Annotated in this window: 20 protein-coding genes; 15 read left to right on the plus strand and 5 right to left on the minus strand. The window is 61.0% G+C overall.

Annotated elements, in window-relative coordinates; genetic code table 11:
- Nucleotides 1–2: 2 nt before the first annotated feature.
- Together VJR29_02800 and VJR29_02805 are read right to left on the minus strand one after the other, a co-directional pair.
- Nucleotides 3–1091: an aromatic ring-hydroxylating dioxygenase subunit alpha gene (locus VJR29_02800; GenBank protein ID HKY62323.1), complete on the minus strand. Its 1089-nt coding sequence runs from the start codon at nt 1089–1091 to the stop codon at nt 3–5.
- Nucleotides 1092–1095: 4 nt separating this feature from the next.
- The gene (locus VJR29_02805) at nt 1096–2055 is read right to left on the minus strand and encodes a methyltransferase domain-containing protein (protein HKY62324.1); all 960 of its coding nucleotides are present in this window, start codon (nt 2053–2055) and stop codon (nt 1096–1098) included.
- A 133-nt stretch (nt 2056–2188) separates the two neighbouring features.
- Between VJR29_02805 and VJR29_02810 the strand changes: the two genes are divergently transcribed.
- Nucleotides 2189–4180 carry a terpene cyclase/mutase family protein gene (locus VJR29_02810; protein HKY62325.1) on the plus strand — a complete coding sequence of 664 codons (1992 nt, stop codon included), beginning with the start codon at nt 2189–2191 and terminating at the stop codon, nt 4178–4180.
- Between the two features lie 455 nt (nt 4181–4635).
- Here the strand turns inward: VJR29_02810 and VJR29_02815 are convergent, their stop codons facing one another.
- Nucleotides 4636–5955, minus strand: a complete 1320-nt coding sequence (locus VJR29_02815; protein HKY62326.1) for an FAD-dependent oxidoreductase — start codon at nt 5953–5955, stop codon at nt 4636–4638.
- A 336-nt stretch (nt 5956–6291) separates the two neighbouring features.
- Between VJR29_02815 and VJR29_02820 the strand changes: the two genes are divergently transcribed.
- Nucleotides 6292–7086: a hypothetical protein gene (locus VJR29_02820; GenBank protein HKY62327.1), complete on the plus strand. Its 795-nt coding sequence runs from the start codon at nt 6292–6294 to the stop codon at nt 7084–7086.
- Nucleotides 7087–7099: 13 nt separating this feature from the next.
- Here the strand turns inward: VJR29_02820 and VJR29_02825 are convergent, their stop codons facing one another.
- Nucleotides 7100–7489, minus strand: coding sequence for a helix-turn-helix domain-containing protein (locus VJR29_02825; protein HKY62328.1), 390 nt, complete (start codon nt 7487–7489; stop codon nt 7100–7102).
- 149 nt (nt 7490–7638) lie between these two features.
- Between VJR29_02825 and VJR29_02830 the strand changes: the two genes are divergently transcribed.
- Entirely contained in the window at nt 7639–12324 is a 4686-nt protein-coding gene (locus VJR29_02830; protein HKY62329.1) for a sigma 54-interacting transcriptional regulator, read from the plus strand.
- Here VJR29_02830 and VJR29_02835 read toward each other — a convergent pair.
- On the minus strand, nt 12316–12936 hold the full coding sequence (locus tag VJR29_02835) for a hypothetical protein (GenBank protein HKY62330.1): 621 nt from the start codon (nt 12934–12936) through the stop codon (nt 12316–12318). The genes VJR29_02830 and VJR29_02835 overlap by 9 nt on opposite strands.
- A 523-nt stretch (nt 12937–13459) precedes the next feature.
- Here VJR29_02835 and VJR29_02840 point away from each other — a divergent pair.
- From VJR29_02840 to VJR29_02895, 12 genes are all read left to right on the plus strand, one after another.
- Nucleotides 13460–15205 (plus strand): outer membrane beta-barrel protein, encoded by a 1746-nt coding sequence (locus VJR29_02840; protein ID HKY62331.1) that lies wholly within the window; start codon nt 13460–13462, stop codon nt 15203–15205.
- Between the two features lie 306 nt (nt 15206–15511).
- Complete coding sequence (gene hisC / locus VJR29_02845; protein HKY62332.1) at nt 15512–16564, plus strand: histidinol-phosphate transaminase; 1053 nt, start codon at nt 15512–15514, stop codon at nt 16562–16564.
- A gap of 12 nt (nt 16565–16576) precedes the next feature.
- Nucleotides 16577–17797 (plus strand): homoaconitate hydratase, encoded by a 1221-nt coding sequence (gene aksA, locus VJR29_02850; GenBank protein ID HKY62333.1) that lies wholly within the window; start codon nt 16577–16579, stop codon nt 17795–17797.
- The gene (locus VJR29_02855) at nt 17794–19122 is read left to right on the plus strand and encodes an aconitase/3-isopropylmalate dehydratase large subunit family protein (GenBank protein HKY62334.1); all 1329 of its coding nucleotides are present in this window, start codon (nt 17794–17796) and stop codon (nt 19120–19122) included. The genes aksA and VJR29_02855 overlap by 4 nt, the downstream gene beginning before the upstream one ends.
- Nucleotides 19119–19625: a hypothetical protein gene (locus VJR29_02860; protein ID HKY62335.1), complete on the plus strand. Its 507-nt coding sequence runs from the start codon at nt 19119–19121 to the stop codon at nt 19623–19625. The genes VJR29_02855 and VJR29_02860 overlap by 4 nt, the downstream gene beginning before the upstream one ends.
- 8 nt (nt 19626–19633) lie before the next feature.
- Nucleotides 19634–20758, plus strand: coding sequence for a long-chain fatty acid--CoA ligase (locus VJR29_02865; protein ID HKY62336.1), 1125 nt, complete (start codon nt 19634–19636; stop codon nt 20756–20758).
- An 8-nt stretch (nt 20759–20766) separates the two neighbouring features.
- A complete protein-coding gene (locus VJR29_02870) occupies nt 20767–22233 on the plus strand; it encodes an acyl-CoA reductase (GenBank protein ID HKY62337.1) in 1467 nt (488 codons plus the stop codon).
- On the plus strand, nt 22223–23212 hold the full coding sequence (locus VJR29_02875) for an extracellular solute-binding protein (GenBank protein HKY62338.1): 990 nt from the start codon (nt 22223–22225) through the stop codon (nt 23210–23212). Before VJR29_02870 ends, VJR29_02875 begins: the two co-directional genes overlap by 11 nt.
- Before the next feature lie 15 nt (nt 23213–23227).
- Nucleotides 23228–24985 (plus strand): tryptophan 7-halogenase, encoded by a 1758-nt coding sequence (locus VJR29_02880; GenBank protein ID HKY62339.1) that lies wholly within the window; start codon nt 23228–23230, stop codon nt 24983–24985.
- Nucleotides 24986–25005: 20 nt separating this feature from the next.
- Nucleotides 25006–25647: a dTMP kinase gene (gene tmk, locus VJR29_02885; GenBank protein HKY62340.1), complete on the plus strand. Its 642-nt coding sequence runs from the start codon at nt 25006–25008 to the stop codon at nt 25645–25647.
- Nucleotides 25644–26552 (plus strand): DNA polymerase III subunit delta', encoded by a 909-nt coding sequence (gene holB / locus VJR29_02890; protein ID HKY62341.1) that lies wholly within the window; start codon nt 25644–25646, stop codon nt 26550–26552. Before tmk ends, holB begins: the two co-directional genes overlap by 4 nt.
- The coding region (locus tag VJR29_02895; protein ID HKY62342.1) for a class I tRNA ligase family protein at nt 26549–26845 on the plus strand (297 nt) is incomplete at its 3' end. The genes holB and VJR29_02895, both read left to right, overlap by 4 nt.

Consider the following 26845-nt stretch of genomic DNA (forward strand, 5'->3'; position numbering starts at 1 on the left):
CACTAAGCCTCGGACTTCATGTATGCCGTCCACTTCCCAATGATCAGATCCTGCACCGCATTGACCACCGGATTCAGCTCGATGGCCGGTTCATTCCAATGGCGCTCGTAGGCGTCGATTTCCCAACTCAGCGCGGCCTGATCTTCTTTCATGATCTTGTCGAGCTCCAAGGGAGACAAGTACCTGACGACGGCCTCCATTGCCCACTTCGGGAGTTTCCAGCCGGTGTAAGGGAAATTCATAGGTCGAACCAGACCGACCATGAAGAAATGCGTGGTCCGTTCGTCCACTGGGATGAAACTCACGAAGATCTTGATGTAATCGTCCGTCCATGACCAAAAATATGGATAGTCGCACTTCAGAAGAAGCGACCCGGATGGCATCTGCCGACGATCGAATAGCGCGTTCATGAGCTTGCTGTCGCCGATCCGGACCTGATACTCGATGGTCACGTCGTCGGCGCCCGATTGGTAGCGAGTGAGCCTGGCATCGTAGCCGAAGGGTCTGGTCCTTCGATGCAAGTACCCGTGACTCAAGTCGCACAAGTTGTCGATAACCATGGAGTGGTGGCACTGCCAGCGGTACTCGCGCACGTAGTGACTCCATCCGCTGCCGGACCCCATCTCCGGTAGCGCCGGAATCGGCGTTTGGTTCGCCTTTTTACTATCGCCCGGAAACATCCAAACAAGCCCGTCACTGACCGCAACCGGATAGCTCCGAATACGGAGATTCAGCAATTCATGGCCAAATCGATCGTGTTTCACTCCAATCAACCGGCCGTCGCCGTTGTACATCCACCCATGATACTGGCAAATCAGATTGCAACCCTCGACGACCCCCGTCGTCAGCTTGAGCGATCGGTGCGCACAACGGTTCTCAATGGCTCGGTACTCTCCGTCCTGGCCCCGATAAAGCGCGATCGATTGCTTGGAGAATACGATCTCCTTCATGTCTCCGGGTCGGAGTTCGTTGGCGCGAGCGACGATATACCAGTGATCGGGAACGAGGCCGGCGGCTCGTGCTTTTTGTCGGCGGGTGCTCGCCTCTGCAAACGTCGGCGGTCGCTTGGTCTGCAATACATCGGTTTGCATGGTGTCACCTCCGAGCGAGCACGAAATACATGGGGGTGAAGATGCCCAGCTCGCCGGCGGCCACCAAGGCATCCGAAGTCCGCATCAGCATGTCACTTACCGCCTTGGTGCCCTTGGGCGCAAGCCGCAGCTTTTCGAGGAGATGAACGAATCTGTTCGTGAGCTTGCGCCCGAATTGCGTGCGCGGCAGGCCGGAGAGCGAGAGCTCACGGCCGGTCAAAGGGTGATACCAGGGCAGCTCCGGATCCGAGTCCTGCCGAAGGTCGCGGCGCATCAGAATTTCGAAGCCGGCGGCGATGAACGCCTCGTCGACGGCATTCGTCCCGGTGAGCTCGGGCAAGGCGTCTCCGACCTCGATGTCATGCTTCAACTGTTCGTGCAACGGGTTACCGGGTTCGTAAGCGTCCGTCATGCACCATTCCTGAACCGCGAACAGTCCACCTGGCCGGAGGGCTCGCGCGATTTCGGAGAACGACGCGGTGCGATCAGGCGCATGACACGTGGCTTCGATGGCAAAGGCGGCGTCGAACGACGCGTCCTCCACCGGAAGCTCCATGAAATCGCCGTGGACGACGCTGCATTGGCCGTCGAGTTGCGCGGCACGGTTATATTTACGGGCGCGCGTGACTTGATCGGCGTTAATGTTGATGCCGACTATCCTGGCGCCGGTGTAGCGCGCGATTTCGCGCATCGGACCGCCGACACCGCAACCAGCGTCGAGAACGACGCTGTGCTGGGCCAGACCTAACTTTTGGGCCAGATAGCGCTCCATTCGGGTCAGAGAATCTTTGAAGCTCTCGCCGCGGCGACGCGGCGCAAAATGAAAGGACCTGCCCCAGCCGAATTCGTAGAAATCGGTGACGAGCTCGTAGTAGGTGTTGACCAATGAAGCGTAGTTTTCCTTGCGCTCCAGGACCTCTTTGTCGAAGTAGCCGACGTATTTGGCAGCTTTAGTGGCATTCATCGGGCCCCCTTCCTCTTCGTCGCGTGCTCCAATTTCTCGAAAATATAAAGTGAAGGTCGTTCCCCAAGCAAGCGACAAGTCACGAATTCCTCTCACGTAGAAATGAAACCGTGAAGCGTCTTAGCGCGCGGCCGTGGATGTGAATCTCTTTTTAATTGCGTTCCGCGTCGCGGTCGCGCATGGCATTTTTGTGATCGTCGAGAACGCCATCGCCAGGGCCGTGGAGAACCTCGCGCGCCGCCAGGAAGCGCGCGGAAGTTGGGCCGGCGACTACGGCGGACCGATGTTCCTTTTGCCGATGTACGTGGGCCTCACCCACGCTGCGGGCCGCCCCGTCGACGAGCGGCGCCGCAGGCGCATGCTCGAGTATTTAGCCAGCGCTCAACGCGAAGACGGAAGCCTGGGGCTCCACGCCGAGGACACCCAGGGCTCGATGTTCACCACGGTGCTTGGCTACGTGGCCCTACGCATCCTCGGCACCGCTCCCGACGACCCCCGCGCCGCCCGCATGTTGCGCTGGATCCACGCGAACGGGTCGCCGCTCGGCGCGGCGCCCTGGGGCAAGCACTTCCTCTGCGTGCTCAACCTCTACGACTGGCGAGGCATCCACCCGGTCCCGCCGGAGCTCTGGCTCCTGCCCTATGCCGCTCCATTCCACCCGGCGCGCCTGTGGTGTCACTGCCGCCAGGTCTACTTGCCCATGGCCTGGCTCTACGGGACGCGCTCTGCCGTCCCCGCCGGGGACCTCATCCGGGCGCTGCGGGCCGAGCTCTATCAAGGGCGCTACGCCGCGATCGCTTGGGAGGCCCAGCGCAACGTGCTCGCCGCCACCGACCGCTACACCGCACCCTCGCTGGCCCTCCGCGCCGTCAACCGCGCCCTCGACGGCCTCGAGCGCTTGGTGCCGCGATCGCTCCGGCGACGTGCCCTCGACGAGTGCCTTCGCCACATCCAGTTCGAGGATCGCACGACCAGCTTCATTCGCATCGGGCCGGTGAACGCGGTCCTGAACACGCTCGTCCACTGCTTCCGCCGCGCCGACGCCGAAGTCGAGCGCAGCTTCACCGCGCTCGAAGGCTATCTCTGGGACGGCCACGACGGCATGAAGATGCAGAGCTACAACTCGAGCGAGCTCTGGGATACCGCCTTCGCCCTGCAGGCGGTGCTGGCGGCCGGCGGCCACGACCCGGTCGTCAGGCGCGCTTACACGTTCGTCCGCGACAATCAGATCCTCGACGACGTCCCTGAGCTCGAAGCGCACTACCGCCACCGCTCGCGCGGCGGCTGGCCGTTCTCCAACCGGCCTCATGGCTGGCCCATCACCGACTGCACCGCCGAAGGCCTGAAGTGCGCGTTGGCACTCGAGTCCAAGATCGAGGCTTCGGACCGGATTCCGCCCGAGCTCCTCGAAGCCTCCGTCGGCCTGCTCCAGAGCTGGCAGAACCAGGACGGCGGCTGGGCGACCTATGAGCTAAAGCGAGGCGGCGCCTGGCTGGAGAGACTCAATCCGTCGGAAGTATTCGGCGACATTATGGTGGACTACTCTTACGTCGAGTGCACGAGCGCCGTGCTGCAGGCGCTAGCGCAGGCACGGACGCGCTTCCCTCATCTCGAGGGCGTCGATCGCGCCATCGCCCGTGGCGGGGACTTCTTACGGACCCGCCAGCGAGCCGACGGCAGCTTCGAGGGATCATGGGCCGTCTGTTTCACCTACGGCACTTGGTTCGGCGTCAGCGGCCTGGTCGCGGCCGGGGCCCGCCGGGACGATCCGGCGCTGGCCCGAGCGGTGGATTTCCTCGTCGGCCGGCAGAAGCCCGACGGGTCATGGGGCGAAAGCGGCCAGAGCTGCCGCGAGCGGCGCTACGTCCAGCATTCGCGCGGACAGGTCGTGCAGACGGCGTGGGCGCTCTCCGCGCTCGTGCGCGCGGGGGCGGGCGCCAGCGAGCCGGCTCGCCGCGCCGCCCGGTTCCTTGTCGGCCGCCAGGAGGTGGATGGGAGCTGGGCGCGCGAGTCGCTGGTCGGCGTCTTCAACAAGACCTGTCTCATCAACTACGACAACTACCGGCATTACTTCCCGTTGTGGGCACTGGCGGAGTGGCGCGACTCTCATCGGCATACGGATTGACCTCATCGATCTCGCGTTTTCTCATTTCGGCCGGTGCGGTCGAGGGGCCGGAGTTCTTTTCGGAGTAGGGATTCTCGAGATCCAGTTGGCGGACAGGGCGCTCTCTCCAAAGGGGCGGCACGACCCTTTGCGACGAAGAGCTTTCCTGCCGCAAGGGGCCGGAGTTCTTTTCGGAGTACGGGTTTTCAGGATCAAGTTGGCGGATAAGGCGCGTTGCCGTCGCTGGAATTTTTTGAGGGACGGGCCTCGAAAGCCTGGCCAGTTCCGGAAGCGCGACGGCTCCTGCGATGTTAGCGGAACCAAATAGGAGATGGATTCGTGAAAATAATGCGTTCATGAGAGCCCTCGAAGATCTGAGATGATTTGGTTTCAAATATCGTATCGTCTTTTTTGGGAAAGAATTGTTCGAAACGTATGCCTCAGTAGAAAAACTACAAACTGTAGAAGTACGACAACTACAGGCATTTCTTCCCGTCGTGGGCGTTGGCGGATTGGCGTAGCTCAGCGGCATTCGCCCGCAACCATTGGAACCATTCCATAAACCCGCCGAACGCACCGATCATCGAACGCCATTGATAGGTTTTCAGGGCCCCCGACATAGCCGACCGCATCATCTTGAGAAAAGCTTTGCGAAACTGGGATGGGTCGGTTTCAAGCCCCGCTAAAAGTCGCATGGTCCGCTGGCGTTCAAAGGGATTTTCCCGCCAGGTACGGTAAACGGATTTTCGCAAGGCAACGCTTCCCGCATCTTGGTTGGTGAAGACTCGATAGAGAGAGTAGGCCAATAACTCAGGAACATAGCTGAGAGCCGAGCGCTCTTTCCGATAGTCCTCAAAACAAGAACTGCGGGCTAGACAGTCCCCATCCATGAAGCCCAGAGTTAACCCTACGGCCGTGAGTGGATGAAAGTGGCCGACGGCGTCTCCTACCAAGGGGATTCCATTCTCCCCATAATAAAATCGGGAACGGAATTGGTTCGCCGCCCAAAGGATGGGACGTTTTTGCAAGGCATCTTGAAACGCAGGGAGCAAAGCCGACGGAAGAACTGGGCCATACGCGTTCCAAAGATAAGCGGATGCTTCTTTGACGCTGTGCCGATGAGCGGGAACATCCAAACAAATCCGCAAATACCGGGGGCTAATCCGAAAAATCAAAACCGGTCCAGGCCCTCCCAACACGACGTGCCCGAACCCCTCATAGGGAAGCTCGGCATTTTCTAAAAGAATTCCGGCCATGAGAGAAACCGTGACACTATGATTCGGATCCCCCAACTGCCTTCGGACCCAAGACGCGCGGCCATCAGCGCCGACGATCTGGCCGGCCGTAACGGTCTTCGCAAGATCCTGATCCTCATTTCGGAAAGTCAATTTTTTCCCTTCAATCCGGGTGGCGCGGACGGAGGAGATAAATTGGATGGAAGGCTGCGACACCACCGCTTCGCGAAGGGCGAGAACCAGATGTTTATGCTCACAGCTTATTCCCTTTAAACCCTCGGGATATTTCAAAACAATCGGCTCGGAGCGGTCATCGGGAAAAACCACATAACCCGCTCCGGTGTTATGCCCACCGGAAGCCGGGACATTGACGCCGAGTCTTTCCAGGATTTGAACGGCCGGCGGGTGAAGCCATTCCCCCGCGAGCCGATCCGCTCCGGCGGGGTTGGCCTCCAAAAGGAGAACCTGGGCTCCGCGATGCGCAAACGATAAGGCCGTCAAACAGCCTACCGGTCCCGCGCCCACGATCGCCAAATCAGGAGTTAAATGGAATTTTTCCATGAGCCGACAAGAACGAAGTCGAGACTCATTTCACCACACGACAAGTCGGATGTCATTTGTTCAATAAAAGTGCTACCAAAATCCGATGGCCAAAATTTTATCTTGGGCATCGTTTCTGGTTTGCGGAGACGGTCATGTGCTATCCGATAAATACATGATCGCTGAGAACAAGGGCTGTTGTTAGGGTCTTTAGAAATGAGACAACGAATACAAATCGAGCATTCAACCGGAGGGAGCACGGGTGCCCCACATTGGATCGCGATTTTACTCTGGGCCGTCTTGTGCCTCACCGGATCCTTCGCTTGCACTTCGGGATTGAACCTTTCCGGTGGAGGCTTGAACCCGGTCACGGCCCCCCTGCCCCAAACCCAAATCGAAACCCCAAGTGAAAGCGAAGAGGAGCCCAGCCTCGCGCCTCCGCCCTTTCAAAGCCCGGCCGGCAGCGCCAACGCCGCGGCCCCCGACATTATGGAACCCAAGGGAGACGACTCCCACTTGGGTGACAACGAGTGGACCGCCCAGCAGGTTATTAGCGACGGCCAACGCATGCGCTTCGGCCCCATCGCCAAAAACACCCATGTGGTGGACCCCGACGCCGGCCCCATCGGCCTGCACATTCCTCCGGGCAGCGACCTAAAATTGATCGTGGAGCTTTATTTTGAGGAAGGCAGCGTTGGAGAATGGAGGAGCGATGGCATCGGCGGACCTTACCTTCGTTTGGTCTACCTACCTTACGACGCCGATGGCCGGCTCATGATGAACGGCTTCTTTCAAGACGCCCGCTTGATTGACAAAAATGCGGAAGGATTCAACGTCGTCTTCGAGAATTTGACCTTGAATCCCGGCGAATTGAGCCTCTGGTATTACGAGTGCGGCAGCATGCCGGTGAAGAAGCAAACCTGGGACGAGGCCCTCTTCCTTCCGCCGGAACTGCACGACCCCGCGCAGGCGGACCTGGCGGCCATCGACTTCAAGCAGCTCTGGGACTTCGCGGCTCAGCCCTTCACCCGCCACCTGGGCACTTTCCGACAGGAGAATCTCGAATTTCACGACCAACCGACGAATCAAACCTATACAATACAGCGGGCACCGACAAGCGCCGTCCTCGATAATCATCTGATCGGACTATAATGGCTGAAAAACCTTACTCAGCCATCTTGTTTGGTTCTTGCGGACCTTCAGATGCTCTTTCCTGCGCTTCTTTACCCGACAGCCAGCGAAGCAGGGTGGAATAGCTCACCTTGTATTCGCTTCTGAGCAGCTTTCGGTGAAAGGAGTAGATCGACATGCTGGCGGGTTGTGCCTTCTCGATCCAAAATTTTAAGATTTCTTCCCGGGTGCTCATGGGAACGGCCCGGTTGGAGCGGCGGCCTTTGAGCCCATGGCGCAGGCCTTCAATGCCCGCCTTTTTGAGGCGTCGGCATTTACGCCAGAGGGTGCTGCGGTGAATCTTTAAGCGGCTGCAAGCCTCTTCCAAGCTTAATTCGCCCCTGAGGTAGGCTTCGAGAGTTTCGACCGGGTTGATGTCTTCCATAAAAAACCTTCACCTCATGCAAAGCAATGCAGGTGCCAGTCGCTAATTTACTGATTTTGTTTAATTTTTTAAGATGCACCGAAGATGAACTACACATTTTTTACACATCTTGTATTTGCACATTGCACATTTTGTATTAAAATCTCTCGATGCGGCGGAGCTGGAAAATTTTGGGGAGGGTGGGCGAAGGCGGCATGGGAGAGGTCTACGGCGCTTTGGATCCCCAAGGCCGAAAGGTGGCCGTCAAGGTCTTGAACCCGGACAGCTCTCCCGGCCTTTTTGAAGAAGAGGCCAAGCTTCTGATTCGCCTCCGGCACCCGGCCTTGGTCTCCGTTTTGGGCTATCAGGTTCAAAGCGCTCCCCTCTTCGAAGAAGAAAAGGGTCCCTGTTTTTGGATGGACTATGTGGAAGGCGAGAATTTTTTCTTGGGGGCGAAAAAGGCCGGGTTTGAAAAAATCTTGGCCTGGTTGAAGGAGGCCTTGCAGGCCCTTCAGTATCTGCACTCCCAATCCGTGCTTCACGGCGATCTTTCGCCGAGCAACCTGCTCATCGACCGGAAAGGCCGTTTGAGGATTTTGGATTTCGGTCTGGCGAGCCTGGAAGGCGCCCCGCCAAAGAAGGCAGCGGGCACCTTGCCTTATCTAGCGCCCGAGTGCTTCAGCGGCTCTGCGTCTTTCGCCTCCGACCTATTTTCTTTAGGCAGTCTCTTTTACCAGGCCATCGCCAGGCGACATCCCCGGGCCGGCTGCCGCTCCCTTCAGGAGCTGATCCGCAAGCCGGCGCTGCCTTTGTCGGAAGCCTGTCCTCAGCTTCCTCCCGAGTTCGCCCTCCCGGCTCGGGTCATCGACCGGATGGTCGAAACGGAACTGAGCTCCCGTTTTTCAAGCGCCGTTGAGGCCTTGGAGGCCTTGAGCGGGAGCGGTGCCGACCGGCCTCAAGGCCCTTTCGGCGACTACCATTCGGCGCGCATGTTTGGGGCGGAGGGGCATTTCCAAAAGGCGGGCCGGGCCTTGGCGGAGCTTCACGAACGCTCGGCGATTTTCGCCCTTCATGGCATGAGCGGCACGGGCAAGAAAAGATTTCTTCGTGAGCTAGCCTTCAAATGCGCCTTGGAAGGAATCACCGTACGTGAGATCGAGCCGGAAAATTTCAGCCGAGGCTTGGGCGAGCTCATCCAGCCCGGCGCCCGACGGAAGGCCTTCTTCTTTCGGTCCCTTGAGAGCCTGGATCCGACGGAGTTGGCCCCGTTGCTTTCCTTAAGGCGGGGAGCTTTCAGCGAAAAAGGAATCGCCGCTCTCTTCGAGTGGAACGATGAGGGTTTAAGTGAAGGGGGCCGAAGATTTTTCTCCAATTTGCTTCAGGTCTCCGAATGCGTGGAGATCTTTCTCAAAAATTTAAACCGGCAGGACGTCTTGGCGATGGTCCGGAGCGCCTTAGGGGAAGAGGCGGCTTCCGTTGCGGCGAAGACCCTCTTCGAGCAGACGGCGGGAAATCCGCAGCTACTTTTGGAAACCCTGAATTTTCTCCGCGAGAAGCAGGCCCTTTCGAAACAGCCCTTCTCCCTCCGCTGGCTGGAGGAGTTAAAAAGCTTGAACCGCCTCGACCGCCTCTTCCTCGCCCGTCTCCAAGGGCTTTCCGCCGACGAGAAGACCCTCTTGCTTTGTTTCGCCGCGGCCCAGGAGCCCGTCGAGCTGGAAAATCTGATCGAGCTGCGTCCGAAGCTTGGCCTCCGTGAAGGGGGGAAGCCTTTAAAAAGCCTCCTGCAGCCTTTGATCGAGCGGGGTCTTTTGGAGAAGAGGCCGGGAGAGAACAGGCGCTATCGTCTTTCCCTTCCCTCCTTCGCTTCCGCCCTTCTGAAAAGTGTCCCGCTGGATGACTTGGAAAAGATTCATCAGGCCTGGGCCGAGACCTTGGCCAAGGCGAAGGATCCCCATCCTCAAAAAATTCACCATGCCCTTTTTTTAAAGAATGCGAAGGGCTTGGATCCCCAGGTGCGGGAGCAATGCGAGATCTACGGCGAGGCCGGTGAAGTCTCCCGCGCCCTTGAGCTGATCGAGGAGGCCTTGCCGATGATCCAGGGCAAGGCGGAGCGTTCCCGCCTTCTTCGTCTCAAGACCAACTTTCTCATTCAACGGGGCCGCAATCCGGAGGCCTTGGAGTCTTGCGAGGAGGCCTTCGCGCTTAAGGCCGACGATGAGCCTCTTCCCTTGAAGACCGTCAAGTACTGGCTCGCCTCGGGGATCCTTCACCGAAATCTGGGAAATTTTTCCGAAGGCGTTCGCCGATTGGAACGCTGCGTGAAGGAAGCGGAGCGCTTTAAGGACGAGACACACCATCCCTTCGTCGTTCAAGCCCTCGCCCAATTGGGTCTCCATGATCTTCAAAAGGGAGATCTCGGCGCCGCCAAGAAGCATTTCGAGGCGGGCCTGAAGCTTGCGGGGCCATCCGGGCGGCGTCGGGCGGAACTTTTGAGAAACTTAGGCTTGGCCCTTGGCGAGGAAAAAGATTGGGAAGGGGCCCGCAGACTTTTTCAGGAGGCGGCGAGACTCTACCAAGAGGAGGGATTCGCCAAAGGTTATTTCGCAACGCTCTTGCAGGAAGGAAACTTGTATTTAAGCGTTGGACAAGCCGAGAGCGCGGAGCAAATTTATTCCCGTGCCGAGGCCGTGGCCTTTCAGAGCGGCGATGAGTTGAACCTCGCCTTGGTGCGAAACAATCGGGGAGTTCTGGCCCGCAAACGGGGGCGTCTCCACACGGCGCTAGATCGCCTTGGGAAGGCCGTGGAGGGCTTCCGCATTTTCAGTCCCTTGGCCGATCTGGCCGAGTCTTTGAAGCAGCGCTGCATGGCCGAGGCGGCCGCGGGACGTTTTTTCAAGGCGGAGGAGGATTTGAAGGAGCTGTCCCGCATGGGCGATTTTTTGCCCCAGGCCAAGGAGGCGGCTTCCGACGCCCTTCGGTTTTTTAAGGAAGTGAAAGAGGGAGTTTTCGAAGCCGCGCCGAAAAGCTCCGAGACCGAACCCGTTCCGCCTTGGAATTTGGAGCAAGAGCTTCGGCGCCTTACCTCGGCCGGAGGGCCCGCCGAATCGATCCGCGAAATCCTAACGGAAATCTTTTTTCATCTGCCTTTGAGCCTCAAGGTGAGCTTCGCCGAACGAAGCGACTATCGAAAATTCGTTCAGGCGGGGACTCAATCGCCAAAGACCAGTCCCCCCATTCGACCCGGAGGAAAGCAAATGGAAATCATAAACTCCCTATCGGCCTTGAGCCGCGAGCTTTTAAGGGAAGAAGACATGGAGCGGGTCTTGAACCGGCTTATGGACACGGCCATGAACCTTTCTCGCGCGGAGAACGGGTTCCTGGTCCTTCGAAGCGAGAGCGAAGAGGGCCCCATTCCCGGCTTTCGGGTGGCGGTGGCGCGCAACGTGAACCGCGAAAAGCTCAAAACCGAGGAATACGCCTTCAGCCTCTCCGCCGTAAAAGAGGCCATGCGCACCGGCGAGCCGGTGCTCACCGACAACGCTCTCTCCGACCCTCGCTTCCTGGAGGCGAAAAGCGTTCAACTGTTGGAGCTCACCTCCATCCTGGCCCTCCCCATCCACGGCCCTCGGGGGGTCTTGGGCGCGTTTTATCTGGACCACCGATTCGAGGCGGGACTTTTCGAAGAGGAAACATTGAAGGCCTTGAAGGCCTTCGCCGACTTGGCCGCCCTCGCCCTGCAGAAGGACCGCATGATCGAGGAGCTCAAGAGATCCAACGCCGATCTGTCCGAGAGGGTGACCGAGCAAAGCGGCCGCATGGATCTCATGGAGCGGGAGCTTCAGGAAAACCGCATCAAGCTCAAAAATGAATACAGCGAGATCGTGGGGCGCTCTCCGAAGATGGTCCAGGTCCTTTCCATGGTCGATCGGATCACCGAGGCGAAGGTGCCGGTGTGGATCTACGGCGAGTCGGGCACGGGCAAAGAAGCCATCGCCCGGGCCCTGCACTACAACAGCTCCCGCGCGAAATTTCCCTTCGCGACGGAAAACTGCAGCGCCTTGCCGGAGACCCTGATGGAATCGGAGCTCTTCGGACACAAGAAAGGAGCCTTCACCCACGCAGATCGCGACAAGAAAGGCATTCTGGCCTACGCCGACAAGGGCACCATCTTCTTGGACGAGATCGCCGACATGAGCTTGAATCTGCAGGCAAAGCTCTTGCGCTTCCTTCAAGAGGGGGAGGTTCGTCCCCTAGGGTCGAACGAAGTAATCAAGGTCGACGTGCGGGTCGTCTCCGCCTCCAATCGGGACCTGCATGAGCTCGTGGCGGAGGGCAAATTTCGCGAGGACCTTTTCTTTCGCATCAACGGCATCACCGTGACCCTGCCCCCTTTAAGAGAGCGTCTGGAGGATCTCCCCCTTCTGTCCGAGCATTTTCTTCAAAAGATCGCGGGAGCGGCGAAAGCGAAGCCTTGCCGCCTGCATCCGGAGGCCCTGCGCGTCCTCATGACTTACGGCTGGCCGGGAAACATCCGGGAGCTGCAGAGCACCCTGGAGACGGCGGCGCTCTTCACGGAAGAAAGGGTCATCACGCCGGCATCCCTCCAGTTCAAGCCCGCACTCTTTGCCTCGAAAAAAAAGGGAACGGGTTCGCCTCTGCGCAGGCCGGTCCTTGCTTCCATGGAACCGGAGTTGGAAAAAATTCTGCTCACCTTGAAGGACCACGGCTATCACAAGGTGAATGCGGCCCGCGCCTTGGGGATGTCGCGGAGAAATCTCTACCTGAAATTGGAGAAGTTCGGCGTGCCTTTGGGGGTGAAGGAATTGAAGGTGTTCATCGACAGGAGATTAATATAGCCCCGCGGGGACGGGTTGCCATGTAGTTTGGGTGGGTTGGGTCCAGTATCTGACCGCCGTCTGGCGGAAGCGGCCGAGGAGACGCGTGAAGGGTTCGGCGGCGAAATTCCAAAAGTCAGCGAAGTGGATGGGAGTCATCTCCTCGACGAAGGAGACGTTCAAGGGCGGGGCGAAGAAGAAGGCGTCATCCCAATTCTGTTTCGTGACTAGCGTTTCGGCCCGCTCATAGTACCAGACGCTGATCTCGCCCGGAGCCAGGTTCAAATCGTCGAAGACGGCGTTCCATCCCTGGGTGTTTTCGCCGTTTAGTCGGACGTCGCGGAAAAGGCCGTTCAAGGAAAGCTGCCCGTTCGCGTCCAGCGGCAGGTAGACGATACGGATATAGGGTCCGGCAAGGTCGCCGCTCCAGTCGATTCCGTCCAAAGAAATCTCCACCAAGAGATTTAAGCTTCCGCCATTGGGGAGAGAGAGCATGACCGGATCTGCGTTGGGATCCATCACGGCGGCGCTTTGCGGAGCGGCTCCATAGAGAAGGCGCTGCCCCTTGCTCAAGACTGCCGGGCCCACCCACTCATCGTCGTTCGTTTGGGTGTCGTCTGCCTTGGGTCCCATCACGTCCGGCGCGGCCGCGCCTTGAAAAGGGAGAGGGCCCCCGATCGCATTCCCCCCCTCAGGCCCGCCGGAGAAGCTCGATCCTACCCCGACGCAGGCGGGCGCCACCTTCAGGCTTAACAGGATCAGAAGAAGAAAATAAATTCGACGACGGGCCACTGCGCCTCCAGCCTCTATTATCTTTCATTACGAGCGAGAGTTGCCTGGGGCAACGGCGCTTAAACAACCGGATTAATTCAGGGGTGTTTAGCTCTTTTTTTAATTTTTTTTACGCTGATTTTTTTGCCTATCTCGACGGCAATTGCTATAGGAATAGGCAAGATTTTCTGCACTCCTTTCGGGCTTTTCTCCCCTAAACCACTGAAAAAACTTAACTTTGAATTTTTGAATCCCTGGCACCCCCATTGCAAAATCTCTCGAAGGGGAAAGAGGAGGTCTGGAGGGCTAGGCATTATTTTCGCGGACGTGACGAAAATACGGCCGAAGACGCCAATCCAAGATCTTCGGACGGAGTATTTTTCTCATGACACCGCCAGTTTCACAGTCGACCGTAGTCGACCCGCTTTATGCAACGCCACCGCCGGCCGAGCCACCGCCGGCAAACCCAAACCCGGCGCCGGCCCCAGCCGCGGCGCCCCAAGCACCGGGTCCTTTAGTGACGCCTTTCAAGCTCCAACTGAGCGGAGGTTACACCTCGCTCAATCTCGGCAACGGCGGACCCTCCTATTCCGGTGGGCTCTTTCAAGCGACGGTCGGTCAAAATTTTCACGTTCATCCGCAGCACGCCTTCTTCCTGAACGGCGTCTTTCGGATGGGCGGCTTGAGCGACGAAGCCGGCAACGGAATTTCGCTGGTCCACTTCGGCATCGAGGGCGGCTATGAAGCCTGGTTGGCGCCGGAAATCTTCAGCCTCTTCCTCTACGCCGGCTTGGGCTCCAATATCCTCTATTCCGAGCAGGCCGGAGTCGCTCCTTCGGTCACCCGCGAGCTGAACAACCAATCGATGCTGGCCCTGACGCTGGGCGGCGGTTTCACCTTGGGCCACGGCATCTTCGTCTTCAACGGCGGAGTCCAGCCCAACTTCGGCCTCGAAGTGCCGGGAACCGACGGCGGAGCCGCCCGCGGCTTCAATCCGATGGGCTATTTCTTCATGGGCGGCCTCGATCTGGCCCGATTGGTCGATTGGGCCGGCGGACGCTTCCCGCGCGAAACCTCGCTCGCCGAGTTCGCCCGCGGCATCACGCCCGGCATCATTCTCGACACGACATACACCGCCAACTTGGGCGCGCCGGCCGACGGACTCAATGCGATGCGCATCTTCGACACCCGGGCCGACCGTCCGATGTTCAACTACTTGGAGCTCTCGCTGGACCGGCCGACCGACGCCGATCATCCTTTCGGCTTCCGGGCCGACTTCGGAGTCGGCGAAAACGCCGGCATCGCCAAGGCCCGATCCTCCTTCAGCGGCGACTGGTACGATCTCCAGCAAATTTACGCCCGGCTGCGGCTGCCGATCGGCAACGGACTGACTCTCCGCGGCGGAAAGTTCGCGACTTTGATCGGCACCGAAGTCATTGAGGGCCCGCTCAACAACCACATCAGCCATTCCTGGCAGTTCGGCTTGGCCGAGCCCTTCACCCATCTGGGAGTTTTGGGCGAGTATCCGATCATCCCGGACCGTCTAACCGCCACCACCGGCATCATCAACGGCTGGGACAACGTCTTGGACCGCTCGGCCGGCATCGGCTGGCTCGGCGCCTTGACCGGCACTCCGACCGACTGGCTGACCCTGTCGGGCGCCGGCACGGTCGGCGAAGAGGGCGGGCGGCTCCGCAGCATCCTCGATTTGATCGCCGCGGTGAAATACAACGACGCCGCTTCGACCGAAGGCGGCTTCGACCGCTTCACCGCTTCCTTGACTTATGACTGGGGCCACGAGGGCGCGGGCGCCGGCGGTCCCGAGAGCAACTGGCATGCCCTTGGCTTGACCGCCCGGGTCGGCCTCATTCCTCAGCTCAGCCTGGCTCAAGGTTTTGAAGTCTTCGTCGACCCCGATGGAGCTCGAACCGGAACGTCTCAAACGATGTGGTCGAGCCGGTCCACCGTCCAAGTGGTGCCAATGGCCCACATGGATTCGGCTTGGGCTCGCGGCGTCCGCCTCCGTGCCGAATTCCGGCATGACAGCTCTTCGAACCCGAGCTTCTTACAAGGCGCTTTGCCGTCGACCAGTCAGAACACCGTCGGGCTGAATGTCGCGTACGTTTATTGATAAGGGTATTTAAGAAATTCCTCTCCAAGAGGGATGCACACAACTCACTGCACGGAAGGCCCCCCTGGTCGCAAGCTTAGGGGGGTCTTTTTTTTCCCTGCCTTCTTGACATGACTTCAAATTGAAAAGTACCATTCGCATCTGGGGTTCGGAAAAGATGTTTGTGGGTAGGTGGAGGGGCACGATAGGTGTCCTTTGGGCTCGCAGGACCCCTCTCCTGACTTAGCCAGCTCGCTCAAATACAAATCGATGGTTTGAAACAGTCGCGAGGTTCCGATGAGGGCATTCTGCACTCAGACGCGGTTGGTGAATCCATTTGTCTTGGCCGTCCGGCCCTACAGCCCGGGGATGCCCTTGTCGGCGATCCGCCGGGAATTCGGGCTGGATGAGGTCATTCAACTTTCCTGCAACGAAAACGCCGCCGGGCCCTCGCCCTTGGCGATGAAAGCCCTGGATGCGGCGATTTTCGACATTCATCGCTATCCCGACGACGAGGGGCCGCTAAAATTGGCCTTGGCCCACCGGCACGGCGTCCCGGTGAACAGCGTCGTGCTGGGTCACGGCGCCACCGACATCCTCGAGATCATCGTCCGGACCTTCATCAATCCCGGCGACCAGATCGTTTCGGCCGTTCCGGCCTTTCCTTGGTTCCACATCCTGGGCCAGCTCAGCGGCGCCGAGAACGTTTTGGTCCCGCTGCGCGAGCACCGCCACGACCTCGAGGCGATGGCCGCCAAGGTTACCGAAAAAACCAAGCTGGTGATGATCGCCAATCCCAACAATCCTACCGGCACCCTCCTGCCGCCGGCCGAGATCGGCCGTTTCATTGAATCGCTACCCGAAAACGTCCTGGTGGTGTTGGACGAGGCCTACATCGAGTACGCCGATCCCGGACAAGACTTTCCTTTGCAGCCCGAGCTCCACCCTTCGGTGATCATGGTGCGAACCTTCTCGAAGATGAGCGGTTTGGCCGGCCTGCGGATCGGCTACGGGGTCTGCCATCCCAAGATCGTCGACCTGCTCGAAAAAGTCCGCCAACCTTTCAATACCACGGCGCTGGCCCATGCCGCCGCCTTGGCCAGCCTCCAGGACACCGACCACATCGAAAAAAGCCGAAGCATCGTCCGGGAGGGCAAGGTCTTTCTCTACCGCGAGTTCGAGCGGCTGGGATTGGACTACGTTCCGACCCAGACCAACTTCATTTTCGTCGATTTTCACCGGCCGGCCGCGGCGATCACCCAAGCCTTGATGAAAAAGGGAATCTTGATCCGGCCGGTGCCGGAAAATGCCGCCCGCATCACGATCGGATCGGCGGTGCAGAACGCGCGCCTGGTCGGTGCTCTGGAATCGAACTTATAGAGGGAAATGGCTATGAAAAGGCGAAAACTTCGTTTCGTCGACTGCACGCTGCGCGATGGCGAACAGGCTCCGGGGGTCTTCTTCACCCTGGAGGAGAAGGTCGCCATCGCCGACTTATTGGACCAGGCCGGCATCGACGTGCTGGACGCCGGGATGCCGAGCGTCTCGGCCCAGGAGCGGAAAATCCTCGAGACCCTCGTCGACCGGGGTTACCGCGCGACCATCGCCGGCACCGTTCGGGCCAACCAGGAGGACATCGACCTGGCCGTGGACTGCGGCTTGAAAGAGGTCTTCCTCTTCATGCCGGTCAGTCCCCAGCACCTGAAGCATAAATTCGGCATCGGCATCCGCGAAGTCCGGCCCCGGATCGAGCGGGCCATCGAGCATGCCGCCGGCCGGGGCCTCCGGGTCAATTTCGTCGCCGAGGACTCGGTGCGAGCCGACCCCGAGGACTTGGCCCCGCTTTTCGACCGGATCGGAGAGCTCGGCGCCCAAAGCGTCATTCTCTGCGACACCGTCGGCGTCATGATGCCCAACACCATGGAGGCCAACGTTCGGCGCCTCACCTCGCTCATGAAGAACGAGATGAGCTTGGGAGTGCATTGCCACAACGATTACGGCCTGGGCACGGCCAACACCTTGGCCGCGATCCACGCCGGCTGCAACGTGGTGACCGCCACCGTCAACGGCTTGGGCGAGCGGGCCGGCAACGCGCCCTTGGAGGAGATCGTCTGCGCGCTGGCCGACCTCGAGAGAACCGACCTCGGCATCCGCCGGCCCGTTCTCTTGGCCCTTTGCCAGATGGTGGCCGAGGCCTCGGGCGTCTTCCTGATGCCGACCAAGCCGATCGCGGGCCTCAACGCCTTCCGCCATGAATCGGGCGTGCACGTCGACGGGATGCTCAAGGACCCCTCGACCTACGAATCGATCCGGCCCGAGACCTTGGGCCTTCGCCACCAGCTCATCCTCGGCAAGCATTCGGGCCGCGGCCTCGTCGAGGCCAAGCTCTCGAGCCGCGGAATCCGGGCCGAAGAAGGGGTCGTTCTCAAGATTTTGGAGCGGGTCAAATCGGCCAAGGAATCGCGCGACAAGAAACCCTACGCCGAAATGGCCGATCGCCTTTCCCGTTTCTGGTCCGAATACCTGTCTTTTCCCGAGGAAAAGTTTTGGGAGATCGTCGACCGCGAGATCTCCGAGGCCTCGGCCTATGCGCTGAAGGAGAATCGGCTTTGAACAACCGCACCCTCGTTGAAAAAATTTTGCGGCGAAGGGCGCTGGAACCGATCCTGCCGGGCAGCGAGTTCTTCCAAGTGCCGGTGGACTTGGTGCTGGGCCATGACGCTACCATCGCTCTGATCGCCGACCGCTTCAAGAAGAGCGGCCGCCACATCTGGGATCCGGAGCGCTGCTTTTTCGCCGCCGATCACTTCGCGCCGCCTTCGACGCCGGAACGGGCCGACATCCTGGCCCGCTATCTGAATTTCGTCGAGGAAGAAAAGGTGCCCCAGGACCTCCTCTACCAGGGGATCAGCCATCAGTTGATGGTCGAGGACAAGCGCTGCCGGCCGGGAATGGTGATCTGCGGAGCCGACTCCCACACCGTGATGGCCGGGGCCCTGGGCTGTTTCGCCACCGGCCTGGGCTCGACCGACATTATGGCGGTGCTCTTGACCGGCAAGGCCATCCTCCAAGTGCCGGAGTCGATCAAGATCGAGATCGCCGGCCGCCAATCACCCTGGCTCTTCGGGAAGGACATCGCGCTCGAGATCATCCGCCGCATCGGCGAGGGCGGCGGCGTCGACCAAGTGCTGGAGCTCCACGACCGGGCCGATTTGAGCATGGACAGCCGGCTCACGATCTCCAACATGTCGGTCGAAGGCGGCGCGACCGCCGGCATCTTCGTGCCCGATGAAACCTTGCGCCGCTATCTTCGCTCCCGCGACGGCATCGAACCCGGCGAGGAGGGCTGGTTTCAGCCGGACGACGGCGCCCGCTATTCGCGAACCCTGCGGATCGACACCGAAGAGATGGCGCCGCTGGTGGCTCTGCCCGGGAATTTGAGCCGGATCGTGCCGGCGGCCGAAGCCAAGGGCGTGAAGGTCCGGCAAGTCTTCATCGGCTCCTGCGCCGGCGGCCGGCTCGAGGATCTGGCCATCGCCGCCCGGCTCCTGAAGGGCCGGCGGGTGGCGCCGGGGGTGCGGCTGGTGGTGACGCCGGCCAGCCAGCGAATCTTCCGCGAAAGCTTGGCCAACGGGATTTTCCAAGTCCTGACCGACGCCGGCGCGATGATCACCAACTCCTCTTGCGGAGCCTGCGGCGGAATCGACAAGGGCCTCATCGGAGCCGGCGAGGTCTGCGTCTCGACCTCCAACCGGAATTTCCGGGGTCGAATGGGATCGCCCGACGGCTTGATTTACCTGGCCTCGCCTTACACCGCGGCCGCCGCCGCGCTCAGCGGCGAGCTCGGCGATCCCCGCGAAGTCTTCGACGAAGCCGAGATGCCGCACTTTCACGCCGAGCCTTGGCCGCTCCGCTCGGCCGCCGGAGGTGCCCGATGATCCTCGAAGGCAAAGCCCTGGTGATGGGCGACAACGTCAACACCGACATGCTTCACCCTTCCCGCTTTTTTTCGCTCGACGACTCCCGGGTCCGCTCGGGCTTCATGCAGGCGGCGGCGAGCTATGAGGGGCTGGGCGGTGAAGATCTGTCGGGCCGAATCCTGCTGGCCGGCGATAATTTCGGCTGCGGCTCCAGCCGCGAGACCGGCGCCCGAGTTTTCTTGCTCGCCGGCATCAAAGCCATCGTCGCCCGTTCGATGGCTCGGATCTTCAGCCGCAACGTCCGCAATTTGGGCCTACCGGCCTTCGAATGTCCGGAGCTGCCGGCACCGCTTCCGCCCGAGGCCGAGCTTCGCCTCGATTGGGATCGCGAAACCCTGACCCTCAAGGACGCCCAGGGCGAAAAAAAATTCCCGCTCAAACCGCTCGACCCCTTCTGGAAGGCGGTGCTCGAGAAAGGCGGCCTGCTGCCCTATCTGGGAATCGAGGAAAAACGAGTCTAGGAGGACCCGTGGAACAGGAACTGTCGATGCTCAGCGAGAAAGTCGCCGGCTTCATCGCCAACCCCGAAGAAGCCGCCGGCGAATCCCGGTTCAACGAACTGGCCTTGGAAGTCTTTGACTGCCAGTACCGCCTGATCGCGCCCTATCGAAGGCTTTGCCAAAGCCGGGACCGGAGCCCCGCGAACGTCCGGCATTGGCGGGAAATTCCGGCGGTCCCGGCCGACGCCCTGAAGCATTTCTTTCTCTTCGCCGGAAAAGCCGAAGAAGTGGCCCGGACCTTCAAAAGCAGCGGAACCACCCAAGCCGGCCGGCAGAGCCAAGCTCATTTTTCGGAAACCGGCCTTCAATTGATGAACGCGTCGGTCGAGGCCAACGCCCGGGCCCGGCTTTTCCCGGAACGGCAGAAAATCCGCATCCTGGCCCTCACCCCCAGCCCCGAGCAAGCGCCTGAGCTCATCATGGTCCACGGCATGAGCCGGATGCTGCGGAAGTTCGGCGACGCCGAGAGCCGCTTCTGCTTCGGCATGTCGCGGCTGGATTTACCGGCTTTGTTCGATGAGCTGAAGCGCAGCGTCGAGACCGGAGCGCCGGTCGCCCTGCTCGGCTCCTCCTTCGGCTTCGTCCATCTGTTCGACGCGATGGAGGAGCAGGGCTTGAAATTCCGGCTGCCGGCCGGCAGCCGGCTGATGGATGCCGGCGGCTACAAGGGGCGGAGCCGCGAGATCGAGCGTTCGGCCTTCGTCCAATGGGCGATGTCGATGCTCGGCTTGCCCAGCGACCGGGTCATCAACCTGCTCGGCATGACCGAGCTGGCCAGCCAGATCTACGACCAAGTCGGCGCCCAAAGCCAAAGTTCGGCGAACGGCCGAGCCAAGGCTCCGCCCCACTGGGTTCGCAGCCTGCTGGTCGATCCGGCCAAGAGCCGCGACGGCGAATTGGCGGAGGCCGAGGCCGGCCGGCCCGGCTTGCTGCGGCACTTCGACTTGGCCAACGTCGAGCGGCCGATCGCGATCCAGTCCGAGGACATCGCCGTCGCCCACGGGAACGGCTATGAGGTCTTGAGACGGACCAAGGGAGCCGAGCCCCGCGGCTGCTCGCTGAGCCTGGAAGAGTTCAACGGTCGTCAAGCTTAGAGGAAACGATGGAAAATTTACCGCGCGCCGATTGGATTTCACCCGACTTGCAAAAAGTGCTGGATGCGATTCCGGGCGGAGCCGCTCGCTTCGTCAAGGAGTACGAGGGCGAGACTCCGCTGGTCGTCTCTTTCCAGCGTCTGTCTCCGCCGGCCATTCAAGCCGCCGCCGAGCATCTTCGGGAAAGAAGGCGCCAGGTCCTGCTGCGGCGCTCGGTGCGGGAAATCGCCGAAGTCCTCGACCGGGCCTCGCTGACTTGGCTCGACAAGGGCTACGCCCCGCGGCACGACGCGATCCCGCTCATTTCCCAAATCACCAAATTCTCGCCCGAAATGGTGGCTCATTCGATGGATCTGGAGCAAATCAGCTCCCGTGGCCCCCACCTGCTCGCAGCCTTGCAAAACGAAATCGGCGACCTCGAATTCCTCGACAAGTTCAAATTCAACGAGCGACTGGGCGGACACAGCATGGCGGTAGGACCCGAGGTGGTCGGCGCCATCTTCAGCTCCAATATCCCGGCCCTGCCCCACCTCGAAGTGATGCGGGCCTTCTTGGTCAAGGCGGCTTGCCTGGGCCGGGTCTCGGCCGGCGAGCCGATCTTTCTCTCGCTCTATGCCCGGACTTTGGCTGAGCTCGATCCCGAGCTCGCCTCCTGCCTGGCGGTCATCTACTGGGAACGCGGCGACTTCGACGCTGAAAACGTTTTCTTGAGCTCGATCGACTATCTGGTCGCCTACGGTGGCGACGCCCAGACCCAGAGGCTGCTTTCGATCAAGCCGCCGGGCCTCGAGGCCACCTGGCACGGGCACAAGCTCGGATTCTCCTATGTCTGCCGGGAATCCCTGCAGCCCGGCAGGCTTCCCGAGCTTGCCGACAAGGTCGCCTACGACTTCACCATTCACGACGGCCACGCCTGCCTCTGCCCCCAAGTCTGCCTGGTGGAGCGCGATGGCGCGGTCTCGCCGCTCGAATTCGCCGAGGCCTGCGCCGAAGCCATGAAGTCCTGGGCCCGGCGCCTGCCGCCCCGCCAGCTCGATCTGTCGGCGGCCTCGAACAAGCTGAAGCTGCGCGACCTCAGCTTGATGCGCGATTCGGACGACGGCCGATTCAAGGTCGTCGCAGCTCCCGAGGATTACAGCTTCACCGTCGTTATCGAGGAAACCGACCGCTTCGAGCCCTCGCCCGGCGAGCGTTTTCTCCGCATCGTGCCGGTCCAAGGCTTGGAAGCCCTCGATCAGATGATCCGCCCGCTGGGCCGAAAATATTTGCAATGCGCCGCGGTGGCCGCCGAAAATGGCCGCTTCGAGGATATCCGGGAAATGCTGGCCCGCTGGGGAGTGAGCCGAGTCACGCCGCCGGGCCTGATGGGAACTCCTTCGATGATGTGGCACCACGACGGCTCTTCCTGCCTCGGAAAGATGCTGACTTGGTGCGACCACGAGCTCAAGCTGCCGGAGGAGCTGCTTGCGAAATGATGGGGGAACAACGCGGCCCGCGCTGCGCCTGCTGTCCTGGCGCGGCATCTGGGGCCGAGCCTTGCTCGAGGCCGTGATCGAGCCGTTCGCGCGCGAAACCGGAATTCGGGTCGAGCCCCGATTTCACGTCGGCCTGACTTTGCCCGATCCGCTCGATTGCGACGTCGTCTGGTCCAACGCCGTTCCGGCCCTGCGGATGGCCGCGGCCGATGCCTGCCTTCCCTTGACCGAGCGCGAGCTGCCCAGCCTTGCCTCGCTCCATCCCCGAGCCAAGCCTCTGGCCTCGGGTCGGGGTTGGCCGATCGTCTGCCCTTACGCCGTTCATTACGTCCTGGGCTATCGCCGCGAGGCTTTCGCCGGCCGCAAGCCCGACTCCTGGGCCGTGATGCTGGAGCCGAGATTTCGCGGCAAGCTCGCGCTCTATCCCGGCGGCAACGGCCTTCATCCGATCGCCCAGGTCATGGGCGGCGGCCGGCTCGACGACATTCCCGAAGCCATGGAGCCCTGCTGGAATTTCGTCGGGGCCCTTCGGCCCCAGGTCGGCGGCCTCGATTACAGCATCGGGATGGAAGAGCGAATCCGCCGCCGGGAGCTCGACTTGTTCTTCCGGGCCCTGCCCAACGCCCTCGCCTTCCAGCAAGCCGGCCTCGATGTGGATTGGGCGGCGCCCAAAGAGGGGATCGCCGACACCCTCGACGCGCTCTGGATTCCGAAAAACATCGCCGAAGAGCGGCTCGCGGCGGCCAAAAAATTCATCGACTTCGCCCTTTCGGCGCCGGTCCTCCAAAACTGGTGCGCCAAGCTCGGGGCCTTGCCCCTGAACCTTCAAGCGGCTCCTTCGGGCCTGTTCGGCCAAGCGAGCGGGCTGCCGACCGGGCCCGACGATTTTCAGGGGATCTTGCACATTCCGGAACAAGTGAAGCTCCACCAGGAGAGGGCGTGGCAGAACCGTTTCGAGAGAATATTTTCATCCGCTTAGCAAAGGAGAGGATCCATGTCTGAATACGCAGGAAAAATATACGACGTCGCCATCGTCGGTGGCGGCCCGGCCGGTGCAACCCTGGGAGCTCGCCTGGCCCGAGAAACCAAGCTTTCGGTGGCGATCTTCGAGGCCGAGTTCTTTCCCCGGGACCATATCGGGGAGACTTTCGTCCACACGATCGTGCCCTCGCTTCAGGAAAGCGGGGCCTTGCCGAAGGTCTTGGCCAGCGAATGCTGGGTCAAGAAAAGCGGCGGCTTCTACTCCTGGGATCCTAAGCGGCCATGGTCGACTTTCTTCGAGCACGCCCTCCATGAAAGGGACGGCTACTTCCGCTGGGCGATCCATTGCAACCGGTCGGAGTTCGACCACATCCTCTTGGACCATGCCCGGGACAGCGGCGTCGAGGTCTATGAGGGAATTCCGGCTCTCTCGTCGAAACGCGAAGGCGACATCACGACCTTGGACCTCGGCGTCTACGGCCAGGCTCAATGCCGGCTCTTCGTGAACAGCTCGGGCCGGGCCGGCAACACCACCATCACCGGCGAGCGGGCCTTCCTCTCCGACTACCGCAACATCGCGATCTGGAACCACGTCGTCAACGGCAAGCTGGCCCTCGAACTGGATTACGACTGGAATATTTTCCGGGAGAAAAGGCTTTCGCCGGTCGGCAGCCTGGCCTTCGAAGACGGCTGGTTTTGGTATATCCCGGTGCCCAAGCTGATCCAGGGAAAGCGGGTCCTCACTCACTCGCTGGGGGTGGTCACCGATCCTTCGGCCCTGAAGGACCCCAAGAAGCGTTACACCGACTCGAAAATCTTCATGGAGACGGCCCGGAAGGTTCCGATCCTGGGTGAGCTCCTGCAGGAGGCCGAGCTGGTCTCCGATAAATTTCAGACCGCTCCCAACTACTCCCGGATCAGCGGCCGGATGTGTGATTGGGGAAAACGCGAGATCCGGATCGGCGACGCGGCTTACTTCGTCGACCCGCTCTTTTCCTCGGGCGTCCACTTCGCCCTTCAGCACGCCGGCATGGCGGTCGAGATGATCAAAGCCGCTTTCGACGACAAGCTCGCCGACAACCTCAAAAAGGAGCTCTGGGAGGATTACCACGAGTCGCTCGGCTCGGTGGCCCGCGGCTTCGCCCTGGGCATCGACCAATGGTACACCGAGATCGCCCTCCACAATCCCAACAGCGTCTACTGGAAACACCGCGGCGGCAAGCCGACCTTCGACACCCGGGCCGAAACCTTCCAATCCTTGGTCAACGGCCAAATCCACGGCGATCTGATCCAGGTCATCACCAAGGGCACCAACAGCGTGAACTCGCTGGGCAAGGAAGGCGCCCTGCGGCGGACCAACGACCAAATCAAGGATAAGGAGCCGCCAAAGGAGGCCCGGATCCGCCTCAAGCGCAACGTCGAGCTCAAGGAGAGCATGACCTTGGAAGGGCCGGTCCAAGCACCCGACGGCCGGATGATCTGTTTCCTCCATGGGCCCTATTGGGACGATCCCGATAAGCACGCCAAGGAGGTCTTGCCGCTCTGCGGAACGCCGCGCCAATGCCACCGCCTCTACTTCAACGACGATTCGAGCGACGTGAAGGTCAAGTTCATCGAGGACCAGCACGGAGGCCTGGATTTGGTCAACATGCTGCGAAGCGGCGATTACTCCTACGGCCAGCTCCAGGAAAAGCTGAGTGACCCGCAAAAGCACATCCTATTATTGACCCTGCTTTCGGACATGGTGGATTGGGATTGCCCAAGGACCTAGGAATGATTTAGGCCCAGGGCATGGCCTTATTCATCACCTTCGAGGGCGGCGAGGGCAGCGGCAAAACCACCCAGATCCGCAAGCTGGAAGCGGCCTTGGCCGCCCGCGGCCTGCCGGTGCTGGCCACCCGCGAGCCCGGCGGCACCGAGACCGGCCGCGAGATCCGCCGCATTTTGCTCGATGAAAAGAACGGCCATCTCGCGCCTTGGACCGAGCTGCTGCTCTACGCCGCCGACCGGGCCCAGCACGTCGCCGAGACCATCCGGCCGGCTTTGAGCCAGGGCAAGATCGTGCTCTGCGACCGCTTCACCGACGCGACGGTGGCCTATCAGGGCTTCGGTCGGGGCCTGGACCTGAAACTGATTCGGAGCTTGAACGAGCTGGCCACCCAGGGCCTTAAGCCCGACCTCACCTTCCTGCTCGATTTGCCGGTCAGCCTCGGACTGAAGCGGGCCAAGGCCCGGCTCGAGGCGACCGGAAAAAGCGAGGGCCGCTTCGAGGCCGAAGCCGAGTCCTTCCATGAAAAAATCCGGCGGGCTTATCTCCAATTGGCCCAGGAAGAACTGCGGCGCTTCGTTTTGATCGATGCCGACGCCGAAATCGACGAGATCCACCGTCGAATCCTCGCGGCGACCGAGGCCCGGCTCGGGAGCGGACGATGAGCCTCCCCTTCATCGGCCACCGCGAGATCCACCGCCAGCTCGAGGAATGGCGCCGAACCGGCCGCCTGCCCCATGCCTTGATGTTTCTCGGCCCCGAAGGCATCGGCAAAGCCTTGGTGGCTCGGCATTTGGCGGCCGCCCTGCTCTGCTCCGAAAAATCGGCGCCTTGCGGCGCCTGCCGTTCCTGCGAGCTCTTGGCCAAGGACCGGCATCCCGACCTCTTCGAGCTCAAGCCCGAATCGGGCCGGATCAAGATCGAGGCGGTCCGCGAGTTGAAGCGCAGCTTCGCCCTGCCGCCCTTGGTCAGCTCGGCCCGGGCGGTCCTGATCGCCGAGGCCCACGCCATGAACGCCGCCGCGGCCAACGCCTTGCTGAAAACCCTCGAAGAGCCGCCGGCCGCGACTTATTTCATCCTCGGCAGCCACGCCGCCGGCTGGGTCCCCCGGACCATCCTCTCCCGTTGCCAGAAAGTTCGCTTCTCGCCGCTGACTCATGCCGAGCTCGAGGCCGTCCTCCAGGCCAAAGGGTTCTCCGGCGCGGCTCAGGCGCTGGACTGGGCTCAAGGCTCGGCCAAGACCGCCCTGCAGCTCGGCCAAGTCGAAGCCGACATCCCTTCGTTGGAGCAGCTTTGGGGCGAGAGCGAGGGCTTCGGGCTGGCCGAGGCCTATAGCCTGGGCCAATCCCTCACCGAGGACGACAAGCTCGAGCCCTTCCTCGAATCCTTGCTCCGCGAAACCCACCAATGCCTCTTGGCCGAGCGCCATCCCGAGCGCCGCTTCGACCTGCTCGGCTTCGCCGAGAGAATTCTAGAGTTCCGCGGCCAATTGAGGCAAAATGCCAACCCCAAGCTGCACTTGCCGCGGCTGCTGATGTACTTTCGCGAGCCTTTGGAAAGCCGTCTATGAAGCGTTTCTACCTGACCACCGCCATCGACTACGTCAATTCCATCCCCCACCTCGGCACGGCCTACGAAAAAATCGGCGCCGACGCCCTGGCCCGCTTCATGCGGCTCGAGGGCCACGAGGTCCATTTCCAGATGGGCAACGACGAGCATTCAACCAACGTGCTGAAGGCGGCCCGCGAGAAAGGCATGGAGCCCAAGGCCTACTGCGACGAGATGCGCGGAAAATTCACCGAGATCTGGCAGAAGCTCGAGATCAGCTACGACGACTTCATCCAGACCAGCGAGCCGCGGCAT

The organism is bacterium, assembly GCA_035281585.1.
Classification (GTDB): domain Bacteria; phylum UBA10199; class UBA10199; order DSSB01; family DSSB01; genus DATEDP01.

Bases quoted from the DNA above. Each gene is read 5' to 3' on its own strand.
- VJR29_02800 (HKY62323.1), bottom strand. From the start codon at position 1,091: ATGCAAACCGATGTATTGCAGACCAAGCGACCGCCGACGTTTGCAGAG.
- VJR29_02805 (HKY62324.1), bottom strand. From the start codon at position 2,055: ATGAATGCCACTAAAGCTGCCAAATACGTCGGCTACTTCGACAAAGAG.
- VJR29_02815 (HKY62326.1), bottom strand. From the start codon at position 5,955: ATGGAAAAATTCCATTTAACTCCTGATTTGGCGATCGTGGGCGCGGGA.
- VJR29_02825 (HKY62328.1), bottom strand. From the start codon at position 7,489: ATGGAAGACATCAACCCGGTCGAAACTCTCGAAGCCTACCTCAGGGGC.
- VJR29_02830 (HKY62329.1), top strand. From the start codon at position 7,639: ATGCGGCGGAGCTGGAAAATTTTGGGGAGGGTGGGCGAAGGCGGCATG.
- VJR29_02835 (HKY62330.1), bottom strand. From the start codon at position 12,936: ATGGGACCCAAGGCAGACGACACCCAAACGAACGACGATGAGTGGGTG.
- VJR29_02840 (HKY62331.1), top strand. From the start codon at position 13,460: ATGACACCGCCAGTTTCACAGTCGACCGTAGTCGACCCGCTTTATGCA.
- aksA (HKY62333.1), top strand. From the start codon at position 16,577: ATGAAAAGGCGAAAACTTCGTTTCGTCGACTGCACGCTGCGCGATGGC.
- VJR29_02860 (HKY62335.1), top strand. From the start codon at position 19,119: ATGATCCTCGAAGGCAAAGCCCTGGTGATGGGCGACAACGTCAACACC.
- VJR29_02870 (HKY62337.1), top strand. From the start codon at position 20,767: ATGGAAAATTTACCGCGCGCCGATTGGATTTCACCCGACTTGCAAAAA.
- VJR29_02880 (HKY62339.1), top strand. From the start codon at position 23,228: ATGTCTGAATACGCAGGAAAAATATACGACGTCGCCATCGTCGGTGGC.
- tmk (HKY62340.1), top strand. From the start codon at position 25,006: ATGGCCTTATTCATCACCTTCGAGGGCGGCGAGGGCAGCGGCAAAACC.
- holB (HKY62341.1), top strand. From the start codon at position 25,644: ATGAGCCTCCCCTTCATCGGCCACCGCGAGATCCACCGCCAGCTCGAG.